This is a genomic window from Streptomyces sp. NPDC127100, assembly GCF_042724095.1.
Taxonomy (GTDB): Bacteria; Actinomycetota; Actinomycetes; order Streptomycetales; family Streptomycetaceae; genus Streptomyces.
On sequence record NZ_JBHXFL010000008.1, the window covers coordinates 156827 to 173930 of the forward strand.

The 17104-nt window shown below is 72.4% G+C and carries 18 protein-coding genes and 1 riboswitch; of the genes, 8 read left to right on the plus strand and 10 right to left on the minus strand.

Annotated elements, in window-relative coordinates:
* Positions 1–36: 36 nt before the first annotated feature.
* The 3 genes from ACFWJB_RS11780 to thrC all read right to left on the minus strand — a co-directional run bounded on the left by ACFWJB_RS11780 (position 37) and on the right by thrC (position 2255).
* Positions 37–240 (minus strand): cold-shock protein, encoded by a 204-nt coding sequence (locus tag ACFWJB_RS11780; RefSeq protein ID WP_004929928.1) that lies wholly within the window; start codon positions 238–240, stop codon positions 37–39.
* 441 nt (positions 241–681) lie between these two features.
* A complete protein-coding gene (locus ACFWJB_RS11785; RefSeq protein ID WP_385458322.1) occupies positions 682–957 on the minus strand; it encodes a ubiquitin-like small modifier protein 1 in 276 nt (91 codons plus the stop codon).
* Positions 954–2255 carry a threonine synthase gene (thrC, locus tag ACFWJB_RS11790; protein WP_385458323.1) on the minus strand — a complete coding sequence of 434 codons (1302 nt, stop codon included), beginning with the start codon at positions 2253–2255 and terminating at the stop codon, positions 954–956. Before thrC ends, ACFWJB_RS11785 begins: the two co-directional genes overlap by 4 nt.
* 18 nt (positions 2256–2273) lie before the next feature.
* Positions 2274–2429: riboswitch (SAM riboswitch) on the minus strand.
* A 141-nt stretch (positions 2430–2570) separates the two neighbouring features.
* On the opposite strand from thrC, the gene ACFWJB_RS11795 reads away from it, so the two are divergent.
* Positions 2571–3542, plus strand: a complete 972-nt coding sequence (locus ACFWJB_RS11795) for a glucosyl-3-phosphoglycerate synthase (protein ID WP_385458324.1) — start codon at positions 2571–2573, stop codon at positions 3540–3542.
* Positions 3543–3577: 35 nt separating this feature from the next.
* Here ACFWJB_RS11795 and ACFWJB_RS11800 read toward each other — a convergent pair whose 3' ends face one another.
* Positions 3578–4261: a hypothetical protein gene (locus tag ACFWJB_RS11800; RefSeq protein ID WP_386921870.1), complete on the minus strand. Its 684-nt coding sequence runs from the start codon at positions 4259–4261 to the stop codon at positions 3578–3580.
* Positions 4262–4422: 161 nt separating this feature from the next.
* Here ACFWJB_RS11800 and ACFWJB_RS11805 point away from each other — a divergent pair, with 161 nt between their 5' ends.
* Complete coding sequence (locus tag ACFWJB_RS11805) at positions 4423–5811, plus strand: trehalose-6-phosphate synthase (protein WP_386921872.1); 1389 nt, start codon at positions 4423–4425, stop codon at positions 5809–5811.
* 61 nt (positions 5812–5872) lie between these two features.
* Here the strand turns inward: ACFWJB_RS11805 and otsB are convergent, their stop codons facing one another.
* The 3 genes from otsB to ACFWJB_RS11820 are packed head-to-tail and all read right to left on the minus strand — an operon-like array spanning position 5873 to position 8305.
* The gene (gene otsB, locus ACFWJB_RS11810; RefSeq protein ID WP_385458327.1) at positions 5873–6745 is read right to left on the minus strand and encodes a trehalose-phosphatase; all 873 of its coding nucleotides are present in this window, start codon (positions 6743–6745) and stop codon (positions 5873–5875) included.
* A gap of 34 nt (positions 6746–6779) precedes the next feature.
* On the minus strand, positions 6780–7004 hold the full coding sequence (locus ACFWJB_RS11815; RefSeq protein WP_077797979.1) for a DUF3263 domain-containing protein: 225 nt from the start codon (positions 7002–7004) through the stop codon (positions 6780–6782).
* A 35-nt stretch (positions 7005–7039) separates the two neighbouring features.
* Positions 7040–8305 (minus strand): ABC transporter substrate-binding protein, encoded by a 1266-nt coding sequence (locus ACFWJB_RS11820; RefSeq protein ID WP_386921875.1) that lies wholly within the window; start codon positions 8303–8305, stop codon positions 7040–7042.
* Positions 8306–8449: 144 nt separating this feature from the next.
* Here ACFWJB_RS11820 and ACFWJB_RS11825 point away from each other — a divergent pair, with 144 nt between their 5' ends.
* The 3 genes from ACFWJB_RS11825 (at position 8450) to ACFWJB_RS11835 (ending at position 11588) form a co-directional block, all read left to right on the plus strand.
* On the plus strand, positions 8450–9367 hold the full coding sequence (locus ACFWJB_RS11825; RefSeq protein ID WP_385458355.1) for an ROK family protein: 918 nt from the start codon (positions 8450–8452) through the stop codon (positions 9365–9367).
* On the plus strand, positions 9367–10512 hold the full coding sequence (nagA, locus tag ACFWJB_RS11830) for an N-acetylglucosamine-6-phosphate deacetylase (protein ID WP_386921877.1): 1146 nt from the start codon (positions 9367–9369) through the stop codon (positions 10510–10512). Before ACFWJB_RS11825 ends, nagA begins: the two co-directional genes overlap by 1 nt.
* A gap of 143 nt (positions 10513–10655) precedes the next feature.
* The gene (locus ACFWJB_RS11835; RefSeq protein WP_386921879.1) at positions 10656–11588 is read left to right on the plus strand and encodes a 1-phosphofructokinase family hexose kinase; all 933 of its coding nucleotides are present in this window, start codon (positions 10656–10658) and stop codon (positions 11586–11588) included.
* Positions 11589–11616: 28 nt separating this feature from the next.
* Here the strand turns inward: ACFWJB_RS11835 and ACFWJB_RS11840 are convergent, their stop codons facing one another.
* Both ACFWJB_RS11840 and cdgB read right to left on the minus strand, forming a co-directional pair.
* The gene (locus ACFWJB_RS11840) at positions 11617–12600 is read right to left on the minus strand and encodes a carbohydrate-binding protein (protein ID WP_385458331.1); all 984 of its coding nucleotides are present in this window, start codon (positions 12598–12600) and stop codon (positions 11617–11619) included.
* Between the two features lie 119 nt (positions 12601–12719).
* Complete coding sequence (gene cdgB, locus ACFWJB_RS11845) at positions 12720–14381, minus strand: diguanylate cyclase CdgB (protein WP_386921881.1); 1662 nt, start codon at positions 14379–14381, stop codon at positions 12720–12722.
* A gap of 326 nt (positions 14382–14707) precedes the next feature.
* Here cdgB and ACFWJB_RS11850 point away from each other — a divergent pair, with 326 nt between their 5' ends.
* Positions 14708–15307, plus strand: a complete 600-nt coding sequence (locus tag ACFWJB_RS11850) for a flavin reductase family protein (RefSeq protein ID WP_386921883.1) — start codon at positions 14708–14710, stop codon at positions 15305–15307.
* 48 nt (positions 15308–15355) lie between these two features.
* Positions 15356–15829 (plus strand): GNAT family N-acetyltransferase, encoded by a 474-nt coding sequence (locus tag ACFWJB_RS11855; RefSeq protein ID WP_386921885.1) that lies wholly within the window; start codon positions 15356–15358, stop codon positions 15827–15829.
* Between the two features lie 27 nt (positions 15830–15856).
* Here ACFWJB_RS11855 and arfB read toward each other — a convergent pair whose 3' ends face one another.
* On the minus strand, positions 15857–16294 hold the full coding sequence (gene arfB, locus ACFWJB_RS11860; protein ID WP_385458335.1) for an alternative ribosome rescue aminoacyl-tRNA hydrolase ArfB: 438 nt from the start codon (positions 16292–16294) through the stop codon (positions 15857–15859).
* A 188-nt stretch (positions 16295–16482) separates the two neighbouring features.
* Between arfB and ACFWJB_RS11865 the strand changes: the two genes are divergently transcribed.
* On the plus strand, positions 16483–17058 hold the full coding sequence (locus ACFWJB_RS11865; protein WP_033312269.1) for a TerD family protein: 576 nt from the start codon (positions 16483–16485) through the stop codon (positions 17056–17058).
* Positions 17059–17104 lie beyond the last annotated feature (46 nt).

Consider the following 17104-nt stretch of genomic DNA (forward strand, 5'->3'; position numbering starts at 1 on the left):
TCGGAGAAGACCGTTGGCTTGCGGTGGCCGCACGTCTCAGGCGCTGAGGCGAACCATGTCGGCCTGCGGGCCCTTCTGACCCTGCGAGATCTCGAACTCGACCCGCTGGCCTTCTTCGAGGGTGCGGTAGCCGTCCATCTGAATCGCGCTGTAGTGGACGAAAACATCCGCACCACCGTCGACCGCGATGAAGCCGTACCCCTTCTCCGCGTTGAACCACTTGACGGTGCCCTGAGCCATGCCTAACTCCCCTATTACTGGCCCTTGCACAGATCCGCACTTCGCGGATCCGGGTCAGACCTCACCCCCCAATGGGCGGGGGCGTGCGCCGGAACGCGTCGACCGCGGCTGAATGTATCTGTCCAACTGCCGTCTGCAACAGGGCAATCGGACGAGAAATCTGGACGTAGCCGGTCCGGAATGTGGCGACAATGCGCCTGAATTCGGGTCAAGTCGGGCTACACAAAGAGAACAAAAGCCGCGAAATACGCCCACACTTTGGCTACATCTTGTCGGGCCTGGGGCAGGAATTCCGGGGCGCCGTCCCGGTGATCGGGAGCGCGTTCCCCAACTCTACCGCGCTCAATCACATGGAATTGCCCCCTCCACTTCTCTCACGGGAGGGGGCAATTCACTGAACGCGGAGTGACGCCGTTTACCGAAGGTAACGAAGGAGGCGTCTCAGCCGCCCGCGACCGCCGGGATGATCGAGACGCCGGCGCCGTCCGGGGTCTCCGTCTCCAGGCCCTGCTCGAAGCGGACGTCGTCGTCGTTGACGTAGACGTTGACGAAGCGGCGCAGCTTGCCCTGGTCGTCCAGGACGCGAGCGGCGATCCCGGTGTGGTTCTTCTCCAGGTCCGAGATGACCTCGGCGAGGGTCGCGCCGTCGGCGGCGACCTCGGCCTTCCCGCCGGTGTAGGTGCGCAGGATGGTGGGGATGCGAACGGTCACGCTCATGCGAGGCCAGCCTCTCGGAAGGAGTCCAGGTTGGGGCGGATCGTCGCGGTCAGGCCGGTGCCGGCCACCGCGTCGAGGGTCTTGAGGCCGTCACCGGTGTTGAGGACGACCGTGGTGAGCGACGGGTCCAGCACGCCGTTCTCGATCAGCTTCTTCGTGACGCCCACCGTCACACCGCCGGCGGTCTCCGCGAAGATGCCCTCCGTGCGGGCCAGCAGCTTGATCGCGTCGACGACCTGCTCGTCGGTCACGTCCTCCACCGCGCCACCGGTGCGGCGGGCGATGTCGAGCACGTAGGGGCCGTCGGCCGGGTTGCCGATCGCGAGGGACTTGGCGATGGTGTTCGGCTTCTGGGGGCGCACGACGTCGTGTCCCGCCTTGTAGGCGGTGGACACCGGCGAGCAGCCCTCGGCCTGCGCGCCGAAGATCTTGTACGGCTTGTCCTCGACCAGGCCGAGCCCGATCAGCTCCCGCAGACCCTTGTCGATCTTCGTGAGCTGGGAGCCGGAAGCGATCGGGACGACGAGCTGGTCGGGAAGCCGCCAGCCGAGCTGCTCGCAGATCTCGTACGCGAGGGTCTTGGAGCCCTCGGCGTAGTAGGGCCGCAGGTTGACGTTGACGAAGCCCCAGCCCTCGCCGGCCGGGTCGCCGATCAGCTCGGAGCAGAAGCGGTTCACGTCGTCGTAGTTGCCCTCGATGCCGACGAGCTCACCGCCGTAGACCGCGGCCATGACGACCTTGCCCTGCTCCAGGTCGTGCGGGATGAACACGCAGGAGCGGAAGCCGGCCCGCGCGGCGGCGGCGCCGACGGCGCCGGCGAGGTTGCCGGTGGAGGAGCAGGACAGGGTGGTGAAGCCGAAGGCGCGGGCGGCCTCCAGGGCCTGGGCGACGACGCGGTCCTTGAAGGAGTGCGTCGGGTTGCCGGAGTCGTCCTTGACGTACAGCCCGCCGGTGACGCCGAGCTCGCGGGCCAGGTTCTCGGCCTGGACCAGCTTGGTCCAGCCCGGGTTGATGTTCGGCTTGGTCGCGACGTCGGCCGGGACGGGCAGCAGGGGCGCGTAGCGCCAGATGTTCGCGGGGCCCGCTTCGATCCGCTTCCGCAGCTCCTCGGTGTCGTAGGCCGAGAAGTCGTAGGCGATCTCCAGCGGGCCGAAACACTCCTCGCAGGCGAAGACCGGGCCGAGGGGCACGCGGTGGCCGCACTCGCGACACGAGAGCGCCGCGGCGGGGCCCAGGTCCACGGGGGAGGCGGGGGAAGCGGTGGTGTCGTTGCCGCTTGCGACAGTCTGCACAGCCATGTGAGGCGAGGCCCTTTCTCCTCATCTTCCTCACGACGCATCTCGCCGTGAGACGGATTTGGCACCTTCCCTAGCCGGGAGCCTCGCGCTGCGATCGACAGTGATCTACGAGAACCGACTGGAGGGTTGCCGGGGCTTCATCGGGCCGTTTCCCTCTGCCCCTCTGGATGAGCGGTATGTGGTTGTTTTGCGCTGGTGCACACGGTGACCCGGCATGCGCCGGTCCTCCGCGTTGTTCAAGACTGTAACCGACGGCCACGACTGTTGAGATAGTCGTCCGTACCGCGAGATGGATCACGAAGGAGCCCACCGACCGTGCTGGAAGAAGTCGAGCGCTGGCTTGGCGCGCGTTCCTGGTCCGTGGCAGATCGCACGATCGCCCAGATCATGGCCGCCAAACGTGCCACGGGCCAGTCGGTCAGCGTGGTGCTGCCCGCGCTCGACGAGGAGGCGACCGTCGGCGACATCGTCACGGTGATCCGCCGTGAGCTGATGCGGCGGGTCCCGCTCGTCGACGAGCTCGTGGTCGTGGACTCCGGGTCGACCGACCGCACGTCGGCGGTGGCCGCGGCGGCGGGGGCGCGCGTCGTCCATCGCGACGAGATACTCCCCCGCATCCCCGCCGTGCCCGGCAAGGGCGAGGTGCTGTGGCGCTCGCTGCTGGTCACCGGCGGCGACATCGTCTGCTTCGTCGACGCCGACCTGCGCGAGTTCTCCGCCGACTTCGTCTCCGGCATCGTGGGCCCGCTGCTCACCGACCCGGAGGTCCACCTGGTCAAGGCCATGTACGACCGCCCGCTCACGATGCCCGACGGGCACGCCGGCGGCCAGGAGTCCGCCGGCCAGGGCGGGCGGGTCACGGAACTCATGGCCCGCCCGCTGCTCAATCTGCACTGGCCGCTGCTGGCCGGCTTCGTCCAGCCGCTCGGCGGCGAGTACGCGGCCCGCCGCTCGCTCCTCGAACAGCTCCCCTTCCCGGTCGGCTACGGGGTGGAGCTGGGCATGCTGGTCGACTCCCTGCACCTGGTGGGCCTGGACGCCCTCGCGCAGGTCGACGTCGGCGTCCGCAGGCACCGGCACCAGGACGGGCAGGCCCTGGGCCGCATGTCCGCCGCGATCTACCGCACCGCCCAGCTCCGGCTGGCCCGCGGCCATCTGGTCCGGCCGTCGCTGACCCAGTTCGAACGCGGCAGCACCGGCTTCGAGCCGCGCACCTACTCGGTGGACACCGAGGAACGCCCGCCGATGACACAGATCGCGGAGTACGCGGCCAGAAGAGTGGCCTGAGCCCCGGGGGTGCTCCCGCCGGGGGCCCGCCCGCGTCAGCCGGCGACGCCGTCCGACCAGCGCCAGCGGCCGGCGGAGTCCGGCTCGCAGGTCAGGTACTCGCCGCCGCGGCCGTGGGTGCTCAGACCGCGGTGCTTCTTGGCGCAGAACTGGCCGTCGGCATAGCAGTTGCCCGCGGGGCTGGTGAGCTCGCAGGCACCGGTGCCCGCCCCGGCCCCGGTGCCCGTGTCCGAGCCGCCCGCGTCCGGCGTCCTGGCCGGTTCGGGGGTCGGCGTCGGCTTCGGGGTGTGCAGCAGGCGCCCGGCGCAGTCGCGGCCGTCGCGGGGGACGCTGAAGGTCACGCCACCGGGGCCGTCGGTCTGCTCGCAGACCTTCTCCCCCGTGCCCCAGGAGGATGCCTGCCGTCCGGTGCCCTGGAGCCGGACGGTGTAGCCGAGTCCCGCCCGCTTCGCCGCGAGGACGGCCGACCCGGCACTCCGCCCGGTGAAGTCCGGCAGCGTCACGGGGGTCGGCGTCGGTGTCGGTGTCGGTGTCGGGGCGGGCGCGGAGGTCGTCGCCCCGGTGGGGGACGCCTCGGCCGTGGGGCTAGCGTCGCCCGGTGTCGCGGTGGCCGCCGCCGGCCGTTCCTCCGCCGTCGTGTCCGCTGTCCCGTCACCGCAGCCGGCAAGGGCCAGCGCGGAGACCGCGACCGTCGCCGCGGCACCGGCGAGTCTGTTCATGCGCCTTCGTACGAGCACGGCGCCCACCCCCTGATCTCTGAAATGTGCACCTCACATACTTGATGTGTTCACAGCATCCACACAAGTCACGTGACCAAATCGCCGCCGAGGTGACGCGCGGGCACGTTTGAGGATTTGGGGGCCGGGCTAGGTTGAGGCGTATGGCTTCAAGCTTCGGTGCTGCTCAGGTGCTCGTCGCCTCCAATCGGGGGCCCGTCTCGTACGAGGTGCGGGAGGACGGTTCGCTGCACGCCAGACGCGGCGGTGGCGGGCTGGTCTCCGGTCTGTCGGCCATCGGGCCGGACGCGGGCGCGTTGTGGGTCTGCTCGGCGCTGAGCGACGGCGACCGCGAGGCCGTGCGGCGCGGGGTGGGCGAGGACGGCGTGCGGATGCTGGACGTGCCGGCCGACGTGCACGCGGACGCGTACAACGGGATCGCCAACTCGGTGCTGTGGTTCGTCCACCACATGCTGTACCAGACCCCCGTCGAGCCCGTCTTCGACGCGGAGTTCCGGCGGCAGTGGGCGTCCTACGAGGCGTACAACCGGGCCTTCGCCGAGGCGCTGGCCGAGGAGGCCGCCGAGGGGGCGGTCGCGATCGTGCAGGACTACCACCTGACGCTGGTGCCGGGCATGCTGCGCGAGCTGCGGCCCGACCTGCGGATCGGCCACTTCTCGCACACGCCGTGGGCGCCGGTCGACTACTTCCGGATGCTGCCGGACGACATCGCCGAGCAGGTGCTGCGCGGGATGCTGGGCGCCGACCGCCTCGGCTTCCTCACCCGGCGGTGGGCCGACGCGTTCACCGCCTGCTGCGAGGCGCTGGTGGGCGGGCTCGGCGGCACGGAGATCGGCGTGCACGGGCTGGGGGCGGACGCGGACTTCCTGCGGAAGCGGTCGCACGAGGCCGACGTGGACGAGCGGATGGCGAAGCTCCGCGAGGAGATCGGCGAGGGGCGCCGGACGATCGTCCGGGTGGACCGCACCGAGCTGTCCAAGAACATCGTGCGCGGCCTGCTGGCGTACCGGCAGCTGCTCACCGACCGGCCCGAGTGGCGGGAGCGGGTCGTGCACGTCGCCTTCGCCTACCCGTCGCGGCAGGACCTCGCCGTGTACCGGAACTACACGGCCGAGGTGCAGCGGGTCGCGGAGGAGATCAACGCGGAGTTCGGGACGGCCGGGTGGAAGCCGGTCGTGCTGCACGTGAGGGACGACTTCGCGCGGTCGCTGGCGGCGTACCGGCTGGCGGACGTGGCGCTGGTCAACCCGATCCGGGACGGGATGAACCTGGTGGCGAAGGAGGTGCCGGTCGTCTCCGACGAGGGGTGCGTGCTGGTGCTGTCGCGCGAGGCCGGGGCGTACGAGGAGCTGGGCGACGACGCGGTGGTGGTGAACCCGTACGACGTCGCCGGAACGGCGGACGCGCTGCACGAGGCGCTGTCCGTGGGCCCGGGGGAACGGGCGGAGCGCTCGAAGCGGCTGGCCGCGGCCGGAACGGCCCTGCCCCCGGCCCGCTGGTTCCTGGACCAGCTCGAGGCCCTGAGGTCCTGACCCCGCCCGACTGCCCGCGGCCGCGACCACGGCCGCGGGCGGTCGCGCCTCCCGCACCGCCCTACCGCAACCGCGCCGCCAGCCCCCGCAGCAGCGCCACCACGCCTCCGGGCCCGTCCACCTCCAGGTCGGCCTGTTCCCGCAGCTCGGCCACCTCGTCGCTGCCGCTGCACACGAGCAGCCCCGGTACGCCCTCGGCGCGAAGGTCCCCGACCGCCGCGAAGGCGGGCAGGTCACCGAGGTCGTCGCCGGCGAACAGAACGGCCCCGGCACCCGTCTCCCGCGCGTACTCGCGCAGCGCGACGCCCTTGTCCATGCCGGGCGGCCGAAGCTCCAGCACCATGCGGCCCGGCTCGACCACGAGCCCGTGACGTGCGGCGAGGCCGGCCAGCGGCGCGCGCAGGGCCTCGAAGGCGGCCTGCGGATCGGCCGCGCGGCGGGTGTGCACGGCGACCGCCCGGCCCTTCTCCTCGATCCAGGCGCCCTGCCCGGCAGCGGTGGCGTCCAGCAGTCCCGGCAGCTCGGCCCGGACGGCGGCCACGCCCGGGTGGGGCGGCGGGGCGGTGACGGTGCCGGTGGCGGCGTCCCAGCGCTCGGCGCCGTAGTGGCCGAGGACGACGAGGTGGTCCAGGCCGGGGACGTCCGCGAAGCCCCCGTGGTGGACGGCGACCTCGGCCGGGCGGCCGGTGATCACCGCGACGGAGGCGACCTTCGGGGCGAGGGCCGCGAGCGCGGGCACCGCGTCCGGGTGGGCGCGGGCCTGGTCGGGATCCGGCACGATCGGGGCGAGCGTGCCGTCGAAGTCGAGCGCGATCACCGCGCGGCCCGGGCGGGCGAGGAGGGCGTCGAGCCCCTCGCGGCCGGCCTCGGTCACGGGCGTCGGCACGTGGTCGGCGCCCTGGGAGTCGGGGGTGAGGTCCTGGTGGCTGCCCATGAGGCGAACCTATCCCGCCGCGCGGAAATCAACCTCAGCGCTCGCCGCGCCGCGACTCCCGCACCCGGCGCAGCCGGTTGACCGTCACCGGGTCGAGGGCCAGCGCGCGCGGATCGTCCAGGAGTGCGTTGAGGAGCTGGTAGTAGCGGACCGGGGCCAGGCCCAGTTCCTCACGGATCGCGCGTTCCTTGGCGCCGGGGCCCGCGAAGCCGCGGCGCTCCAGCGCGAGGATGCCGCGTTCCCTTGCTCCGAGGTCCATGCAGGGCACCGTAACGCCCGCCGCCGACAGCGGCACTACTCGTCGCTGCCCGCCCGCATGGCCGTCGCCTGGATCTGGCCGAGGACCTCCGAGGGGCTGCCGCCGGGGAGGACCGCCTGGCCGATGCGCTTCTTCACGTCCGCGCTGACCGAGGCCCAGGAGGTCTTGCCGACCGGGTAGAGCTCGGAGAGCAGCAGTTCGTCCAGGAAGGGCTTGAGGTCCTTGTCCTCGGCCGCCGTGCTCATCACCTGGGAGGCGGAGGTGGTGACCGGCAGCAGGTCGTACTCGCGGGAGAAGTCGAGGACGTTCTCGTCGCTGTAGACGAAGTCGAGGAAGTCGCCGATCTCCTCCTGGTGGCCGTTCTTCTTGAAGGCCGTCATCCAGTCGGTGACGCCGAGCGTGGTCCTGCTGGCCCCGTCGGCGCCGGGGGTGGGCACCATGCCGTACTTCACGCCCTTGGCGGACGCCGCCTTCATCAGCGAGGGGTGGCCGTTGAGCATGCCGACCTCGCCCTTGGCGAAGGCGGCGAAGGCGTCGGCGCGGTTGAGCCTGCCGGGGGCGACGGGGCCGGTGAGGCCCTTGCCGACCAGTTCGTCCTTGAGCCAGTCGAAGGTGGTGACGTTCTGCGGCGAGTCGACGGAGTAGGTGCCGACGTTGTCGGTGTAGCCGCCGCCGCCGCTGAGCATCCACTGCATCGTCTCGGCCTGCGCCTCCTCGGGGCCCAGCGGCAGGGCGTACGGGTACTTCACGCCCTCCGCCTCGAGCTTCCCGGCCGCCTCGGCGAGGTCGTCCCAGGTCTTGGGCGGGGTGGCGCCGGCCTTGTCGAAGAGGGTCTTGTTGTAGAAGAGCACGCGCGTGGAGGCGGCGAACGGCAGGCCGTACTGGACGCCCCGGACCTGGCCGGCGGCGGCGAGCTGGGAGACGAAGTCGGCCTGGACCGGGATGGAGAGCACGTCGTCGGCCCGGTAGAGCAGGTCCTGGGCCGCGTAGTCGGAGTAGGCGCCGATCTGAGCGAGGTCGGGGGCCTCGCCGGCCTCGACCATCTCGCGGACCTTGCGGTCGACGTCGTTCCAGGAGTAGACGGTGACGTCCACGTGCACGTCGGGGTGCTGGGCCTCGAAGGACTTGGCCAGCTCGTCCCAGTACTCCTGGGAGCTGTTGGCCTTGCTGTCGCCGTAGTCGGCGGCGACCAGCTTCAGCGTCACCTCGTCGGAGCCGCCGGTGAGCCCGCAGCCGCCGAGGAGCACCGTCAGCCCCAGGGCGGACACCGCCGCGATCGTTCCAGTCCTGCGCCGCTGCACCGTTCCCGCCCCGCCCTGCTCATGTCACCGTCCGTTTACCGGACTAAGGTCTACACCACGCGAGTGGACTAGACCTCTCCCGGGTGTACGGGCCACACTGTTCCCGTGAGACACGTCATCGCGCTCGATGTGGGCGGAACCGGGATGAAGGCCGCCCTGGCGGGGCCGGGAGGCGAGCTGCTGCACCAGGCACGCCGCGCCACCGGACGCGACCGCGGCCCCGAGGCCGTCGTCGCGGGCATCCTGGACTTCGCCGCCGAACTGCGCGACCTGGGCGCCGACCGGTTCGGCGAGGGCGCCGTCGCCGCCGGTGTCGCCGTCCCCGGCATCATCGACGAGGAGCACGGCACCGCCGTGTACGCCGCCAACCTCGGCTGGCGCGACGTCCCGCTGCGCGCGCTGCTCGGCGAGCGGCTCGGCGGCATCCCGGTCGCCCTCGGCCACGACGTGCGCACCGGCGGCCTCGCCGAGGGGCGGATCGGGGCCGGGCGGGGCGCCGACCGGTTCCTGTTCGTGCCGCTGGGCACCGGCATCGCGGGCGCCATCGGCATCGACGGCCGGGTGGAGGCGGGCGCCCACGGCTTCGCGGGCGAGATCGGCCACGTCGTGGTGCGCCCCGGCGGCATCCCGTGCCCGTGCGGGCAGCGCGGCTGCCTGGAGCGGTTCGCGTCCGCGTCGGCCGTCAGCCAGGCCTGGGCCGAGGCCTGCGGCGACCCGGAGGCGGACGCCGCCGACTGCGCCAAGGCCGTCGAGTCGGGCGACGTCCGCGCCGCCCGGGTGTGGCAGGACGCCGTCGACGCGCTCGCCGACGGGCTGGTCACCGCGCTCACCCTGCTGGACCCGCGCGTCCTGATCATCGGTGGCGGCCTCGCGGAGGCCGGGGAAACCTTGTTCACACCCCTGCGGGACGCCGTCCGGCGGCGGGTCACCTTCCAGAAGCTGCCGGAGCTCGTCCCCGCGGCCCTGGGGGACACCGCCGGCTGCCTCGGTGCCGGGCTCATGGCCTGGGACCTGCTCGACACCACTGCCACGACCGCGACTCCCCCGGAGGTAACCACCTGATGGCCCCAAGCAAGGTTCTCGCCGGTGCCCGGGTGGTACTGCCCACCGGCACCGTGGACGACGGCCGCGTGATCGTCGACGGCACGCGGATCGCGGACACGGCGCCCCCGGACGCGGAGACCGTCGACCTCGCCGGCCACTGGGTGGTCCCCGGCTTCGTCGACATCCACAACCACGGCGGCGGCGGCGCCTCCTTCACCGGCGGCACCGCCGAGGACGTCCTCAAGGGCGTCCACACCCACCGCCTGCACGGCACGACCACGGTGGTCGCCTCCGCCGTCACCGGCGACCTGGACTTCCTCGCCCGGCGCGCCGGGGAGCTCGCCGAACTGGCCCAGCAGGGCGACATCGCCGGCATCCACTTCGAGGGGCCGTTCATCTCCCCGTGCCGCAAGGGCGCGCACGACGAGGAGCTGCTGCGCGACCCCGACCCGGCCGAGGTACGCAAGCTGATCGACGCGGCGCACGGCCACGCGAGGATGATGACGCTGGCCACCGAGCTGCCGGGCGGCCTGGACTCGGTACGGCTGCTCACCGAGCACGGCGTGATCGCGGCCGTCGGGCACACCGACGCGACCTATGAGCAGACGCTCCAGGCCATCGACGCCGGCGCGACCGTCGCCACCCACCTGTTCAACGCCATGCCGCCGCTCGGCCACCGCTCCCCCGGCCCGATCACGGCGCTGCTGGAGGACGAGCGGGTCACCGTCGAGCTGATCAACGACGGCACCCATCTGCACCCGGCCGCGCTCCAGCTGGCCTTCCACCACGCGGGTGCGTCCCGGGTCGCCTTCATCACCGACGCGATGGACGCGGCCGGCTTCGGCGACGGCCGCTACATGCTCGGCCCGATGGAGGTCGAGGTCGCCGACGGCGTGGCCCGGCTGGTGGAGGGCGGCTCGATCGCGGGCTCCACGCTCACCCTGGACCGCGCCTTCAAGCGGGCGGTGACGGTGGACGGGCTGCCCGTCGAGGACGTCGTCGCCGCGATCTCGGCCAACCCGGCCCGGCTGCTCGGCCTCGCGGACCGCGTCGGCTCGCTGGAGCCCGGCAGGGACGCCGACCTGGTGGTCCTCGACGCCGGATTCGACCTGGTGGGCGTGATGCGCCGGGGCGAATGGGTGGTCGATCCCCAACTGGGCTGATCCGTCCCCGGGTCCGCCCCCGGGCCGGCCGGTGGTGGCCGGTCCGGGGGCTGGGCCGACGGCCCTCCGTTTGGCATGATCGTGACGTCGGACAACGTCTTCGGAACACATGGCGGACAGATCGTCGGGGGAGGTCGGCACGGGTGATTCTCACGGTCACGCTGAACACCGCGCTCGACATCACGTACCGCGTCCGGTCCCTGCGCCCCCACGCCTCCCACCGGGTCACCGACGTGACGGAACGCCCGGGCGGCAAGGGGCTGAACGTGGCCCGCGTGCTCGCGGCCCTCGGACACCGGGTGACGGTGACCGGCTTCGCGGGCGGAACCACCGGACACGTCGTACGGGAGGGCCTGACGGGGCTGCACGGGGTGTCCGACGCGCTCGTGCCGTGCGCCGGGGCGACCCGGCGCACCATCGCCGTCGTCGACGAGCGCACCGGCGACACCACCCAGCTCAACGAGCCGGGCCCGGCCGTCGCACCCGCCGAGTGGAGCGCCTTCCTGGAGTCCTACGGCGACCTGCTCCCCGGCGCTTCCGCGGTCGCCCTGTGCGGCAGCCTGCCGCCGGGCGTGCCGGTGGGCGCCTACGCCGGCCTGGTGCGCACCGCGCGCGCGGCGGGCGTGCCGGTGCTGCTGGACACCAGCGGGGAGCCGCTGCGCCGGGGCGTCGCCGCCCGTCCGGACATGATCAAGCCGAATGCCGACGAACTGGCCGAGCTGACCGGCTCGCACGAGCCGCTGCGGGCCACCCAGGCCGCCCGGCGCCGCGGCGCCCGGTCCGTGGTGGCCTCCCTGGGCGCCGAGGGGCTGCTCGCGGTGACGCCGGAGGGCCGCTGGCGGGCGGCCCCGCCCGCGCACGTCCGCGGCAACCCGACCGGCGCGGGCGACTCCGCGGTCGCGGGCCTGCTGTCGGGGCTGGTGGAGCACCTGCCCTGGCCGGACCGCCTGGCCCGCGCGGTCGCCCTGTCCGCGGCGACGGTGCTGGCGCCGGTGGCGGGCGAGTTCGACCGGGCGGCGTACGAGGAGCTGCTCGGCCGGGGGGTCGCGGTGACGACGGAGGCCGGCGCGGCGTGAGGCGCCGGGGCCGTCGTCCGGGCCGGGTCTAGTCCTTCACGTTGCCCTTCTTCAGGGACAGCTGGTCCAGCAGGACGTTGCACTTGTCGCCGTCCCCGCAGGACAGCGTGATCGTGTTGGTGCCCTTGTTCAGCGTGGGCCAGGCGAAGGTCTTGGTCCAGCCCTTGGCGAAGTCGCCGTCCTGGGCGTGCGCGAAGTTGCTCAGGTTCATCTTGCTGCCGAACGGCTTGCCGTTGACCGTGAGCGTCATCGACTGGTCCTCGCCGGCCGCGCTGTAGCGGGCGAAGAGGGTGTAGGCGCCGTCCTCGGGGATGCCGTCGACGGTCCAGGTGACCGAGGCGCCGGGCTGGTTGAGGTTCGTCACGTAGGCGCCGCCGTCCGACTCGGCGCCCTCGACGTCCGAGGCCGTCGCCACGCCGGGCGAGAGCTGGAGCTGCCCGGCCTGGGCCGACGGCAGTTCGACCTCGTCCTCGGCACTGCTGCTCGCCGTCGGGCTCGGGTCGGTGGTCTGGGACTGGGTCGGGGCGGTGTCGCCGCCCGCCTCGTCGCCGCCCTTGTCGTCGTCCGCACCGCTGCTCGTCATGGCCACGGCGATGCCGATGACGACCGCGGCGACCACCGCGACCGCGCCGATCAGCAGGCCCTTGGTGTTGGGGCCGCGGCGTCCGCCGCCGCCACCGCGGGACGGCTGCTGCGGGGCGGTGGGCGCGCCGCCGCCGGGGAGCGTCTCCGGCGCGGCGTAGTGCGCGTTCGGCCTGCCGTAGGCGCCCTGCTGCGGGCCGTAGGCACCCTGCTGCTGCGGGGCCGCCTGGCCGTACGCGGCGGTCGGGGCGGCCTGGCCCTGCGGCGCCCCGTACTGCCGTGTGCCGACGGGACGCACCCGGTTGACGGAGTTCGGGTAGCCGTAGCCGCCGGACGGCGGCTGGGCTCCGTTGGCCTGCCCGTCGGCGTACAGGTAGCCGAACGGGTCGTCGTCCTCGGGCGTGCTCGCGCCGTTGTTGCCGGGCGTCATCCCTAGGTCTCCTAACCAGGTGCGGTGCGTTTGCGGTACGGGTGGTGAGAGGGCGAGCCTACCTGCTCCGGCTGGCCCGAACGGGTGACTCGGACCGCTTCAGCTCGCTGACCTGGGGATCACCCGGCACGCCGGTGCTGTTTGGGACGAGATCGTTTCTCTACGTACATCCGCTCGTCGGCGGACTTCAGCACTTCGTCCGCGGTCATGCCGCAGTGGGCCCAGCCGATGCCGAAGCTGGCGCCGACGCGGACGGCCCGTCCCTCGGCCCGGATGGGCTGGATGATCTCGTTGCGCAGCCGTACGGCGAGGTCCTCGGCGTCGGCCCGGCCGAGTCCGTCGGCGAGGATCACGAACTCGTCGCCGCCGAGCCGGGCCACCGTGTCGCCGTCGCGCACCCCGCCGCCGAGCCGTCGGGCGACCTCGATGAGGACGGTGTCGCCCGCGTTGTGCCCGAACCGGTCGTTGATCGACTTGAAGCCGTCCAGGTCGCAGAAGAGGACCGCGAGCCCCTTGGTGCCGTCGTCGCGCCCGTCGCCGGGGGCGACGGTGTGCACGTGGTGGTCGTAGGCCCCGTAGGGATCGGCGCCGGAGCCGAAGTCGAAGGTGTGGCCGCCGGAGTCGGTGACGGGGTGCCCGTAGGCCGCGTCCATCGCGTCGGCCACCGCCCCGTGCACGGACTGCGGGCGCCGGCACAGCCGGGCGGCGAGCCGGGAGCGCAGCTCGGCGGAGTTCGGCAGGCCGGTGAGGGAGTCGTGGGAGGCGCGGTGGGCGAGCTGGAGCTCGCGGCGCTTGCGCTCCTCTATGTCCTCGACGTGGGTGAGCAGGAAGCGGGGCCCGTCGGCGGCGTCGGCGACGACGCTGTTGCGCAGCGAGACCCAGACGTACGTGCCGTCGCGGCGGCCCAGGCGCAGCTCGGCCCGGCCGCCCTCGGCGGAGGTGCGCAGCAGCGTGCCGAGGTCCTCGGGGTGGACGAGGTCGGAGAAGGCGTAGCGGCGCATGGCGGAGGCGGGGCGGCCGAGCAGCCGGCACAGGGCGTCGTTGGTGCGCAGGATGCGGCCGTGCTGGTCGCCGCCCATCTCGGCGATGGCCATGCCGGAGGGGGCGTACTCGAAGGCCTGCCGGAAGCTTTCCTCGCTCGCCCTGAGGGCCTGCTGGTCGCGTTCGAGGCGGACCAGGGCGCGCTGCATGTTGGAGCGGAGGCGGGCGTTGCTGATGGCGATGGCGGCCTGGAAGGCGTACATCTGGAGGGCCTCGCGGCCCCAGGCGCCGGGCCGGCGGCCGTTGCGCGGGCGGTCCACGGACAGGACGCCGATCAGTTCGCCGCTGGCGTCGCCGCGCCGCGGGCCGGGCGCGTACATGGGGGCGAAGAGGCGGTCCGAGGGGTGCCACTCGTCCTCGAAGCGGGGCGCGGGCCCGTCGGTGTACCACTGCGGGACGTCGTCGTCGTCGAGGACCCAGCCCTCGGTGTGGGGTATGAAGACCAGGTCGCCCCACCGCTCGCCCATGGCCAGCCGGCGGTCCCAGGACTCGCGGGACCCGGCCCGGCCGGTGATCAGGGCCTCGGCGGCCTGGTTGCCGGAGAAGGCCGCGACCACGAGGTCGCCGTCGGGGCGGACCAGGTTGACGCACGCCAGCTCGTACCCGAGGGCCTCGACGACGCCGTCGGCGACGGTCTGCAGGGTGTCCGCCAGGCTGCGGGCCGTGTTCATGTCGGCCATGACCTGGTGCAGTTGCCGCAGGGACGCAAGGCGGACGTAGGGCTCCGACTCGGTCTCCATGCTCGCCCTCCCCCCGAGACCTCGCAGCGAATGAAGGGTTCTCTTCGGCGTATCGTCCTATCAACTTCCGTCACTGAATCACAGCGCGCTGCCCACTCGGTACACAGGGTCAACAATAAATGCCCCTTGTGACTCAAGTCACAGCCAAAGATGAACAATTGAGTGGTGATTCCGTGTTTTCCACGTGCGTTTACCGAAAGCAGAATTTGTAGGTATGCGCACGGCTCCTCCGGGACGGCTGGTCCCGGGGTCCTAGGCCGGTCCTAGGACCCGGTTGGGACCGGGGGCCGATGCCGGGCCGGCGGGACGGCGGTTAGCGTGGCGGCGTGCCGAACACTCCCCCACTCGCGTCCCCCGCACCTCTCGCGATCCCCTCGCCGTCGCCGGCCTCCGGGCATGCTGAGGGGGTGAGCAACGACGAGTTCCGCGCCGCCATGTCCCGGCTGGCCTCGGGCGTGGTCCTGGTGACCGCGCAGGAGCCGCCGCTCGACCCCGACGACCCGGGGGCGCCGCTCGGCGAGGACGTCGGGATGACGGCCACGGCGTTCATGTCGGTGTCCCTGGACCCGCCGCTGGTGCTGGTCAGCCTGCGTGAGGGCTCCCGCATGGACGACCTGCTCGCCGAACAGCCCGTGTGGGCGGTCTCCGTGCTGTCCGAGAGCCAGCGGCACGTCGCCGGGCGCTTCGCGATGAAGGGCCGCGTCAGCGACCGGCTGCTCTTCGCGGACCTCGACTGCGCACGGGGCGCGGTGTCCGGCGCGCCGCTGGTGGGCGGCGCCCTGGCGACCCTGGAGTGCCGCACCGAGCGGCGCGTGCCGGCCGGGGACCACACCCTGGTGATCGGCCGCGTCCTGACCGCGTCCGCGCCGAGCGCGGACGGGGGGCCGCTGACGTACTTCCGGGGCCGCTACCGGCAATTGGGCTGAGCGGTAATTCGCTCGTCCGCCGGAAGGGCCCCCGCCTAGGGTGCGCGCATGACGACCGGTACCGCGCTCCGCCTGGAGCGGATCACCCCCGCGAACATCGAGGCCGCCCTCGCCATACGCGTACGCCCCGAGCAGGAATTCGCCGTCTCCCCGGTGGTGAAGTCCCTCGCCGAGGCCTACGTGCACCCCGAGACGGCATGGCCGCGCCTGATCCTCGACGGCGACCGTCCCGTGGGCTTCCTCATGGGCTTCTTCGACATCGACTGGTACGACGACGGCAGCGCGCTGCGTTCCGGCCTGTGGCGCCTGAACATCGCCGCCGGGGAACAGGGCCGGGGCTACGGCCGCTTCGCCGTGGAGTCGGTGGCCGCGGAGATCCGCCGCCGCGGCGGCACCGAGTGCTTCGTCACCTGGCACCCCGGGGACAACGGCCCCGAGAACTTCTACCTGAACCTCGGCTTCCGCCCGAACGGGGAGAAGGCCGAGGAGGAGACGGTGGGCGTGCTGGCGCTGGACCGGTAGCGGCGCCGGCGCGGACGGCGCGGGCCGTCAGTCCCAGTTCTTCGGGGACCGGCCCCGCTTCGTGTCGGAGCGCTGCTTCTTCTCCCGCAGCCGGCGCTCGTTGATGCCGCGCGGTATGCGGGTCGGCCTGCGGGGCCTGGGCGGGGGCGCCGTGGCCTCGGCGAGCAGGGCCGCGAGGCGCACGGCGGCGGCCTCGCGGTTGCGCCACTGGGAGCGGTGCTCGGAGGCGCGCACGGTCACGACCCCGTCGGTCAGCCGCCCGGCCAGCCGCTCCAGCGCCCGTCGCTTCCACACCTCGGGCAGGGCCTCGGTGCGCGCCAGGTCGAAGCGGAGCTCCACCTGTGTGTCCGTGGTGTTGACGTGCTGTCCGCCGGGCCCCGAGGAGCGCGAGAAACGCCAGACGAGCTCGGACTCGGGGAGCGAGACGGAGCCGCGGATGACATGGGGACCGGACATGCCGTCCATGTTCCCGCCCCGGGGCGGCCCACGTCACCCCAATATCCCCGGTCACGCCCCCGGGCCGGGGGCGTGACCCGGACCCGGACTCGGTAAAGAAAGTAAAGAGACCTGGAACCTTGCGTACCCCTCTCGTCGTTCATGGGGGTAGCTGTAGCTTTCTTGCCGTACGTACACGAGGGAAGGGACTCCCAACAATGGCTGTAAGCCTGTCCAAGGGTGGCAACGTCTCGCTCACCAAGGAGGCTCCGGGCCTGACCGACGTCACCGTGGGCCTCGGCTGGGACGTCCGTACCACCACCGGCACCGACTTCGACCTCGACGCCTCCGCGATCGCGGTCAACACGCAGGGCAAGGTCTACTCCGACGCCCACTTCGTGTTCTTCAACAACAAGCAGACCCCGGACAACACCATCGTCCACACCGGTGACAACCGCACCGGTGAGGGCGCCGGCGACGACGAGGCGATCAACGTCAACCTGGCCGCGCTGCCGGCCGACATCGACAAGATCGTCTTCCCGGTCTCGATCTACGACGCCGAGAACCGGTCGCAGAACTTCGGCCAGGTGCGCAACGCCTACATCCGCATCGTCAACCAGGCCGGCGGCGCCGAGATCGCCCGCTACGACCTGTCCGAGGACGCGGCCACGGAGACCGCCATGGTCTTCGGCGAGCTGTACCGCAACGGCGCCGAGTGGAAGTTCCGCGCCGTCGGCCAGGGCTACGCCTCTGGCCTGGTGGGCATCGCCCAGGACTTCGGCGTCAACGTCTGACGTCCGCCCGTCCGTCGGGACATGACGAAGGCCCCCCGGTCCGTGC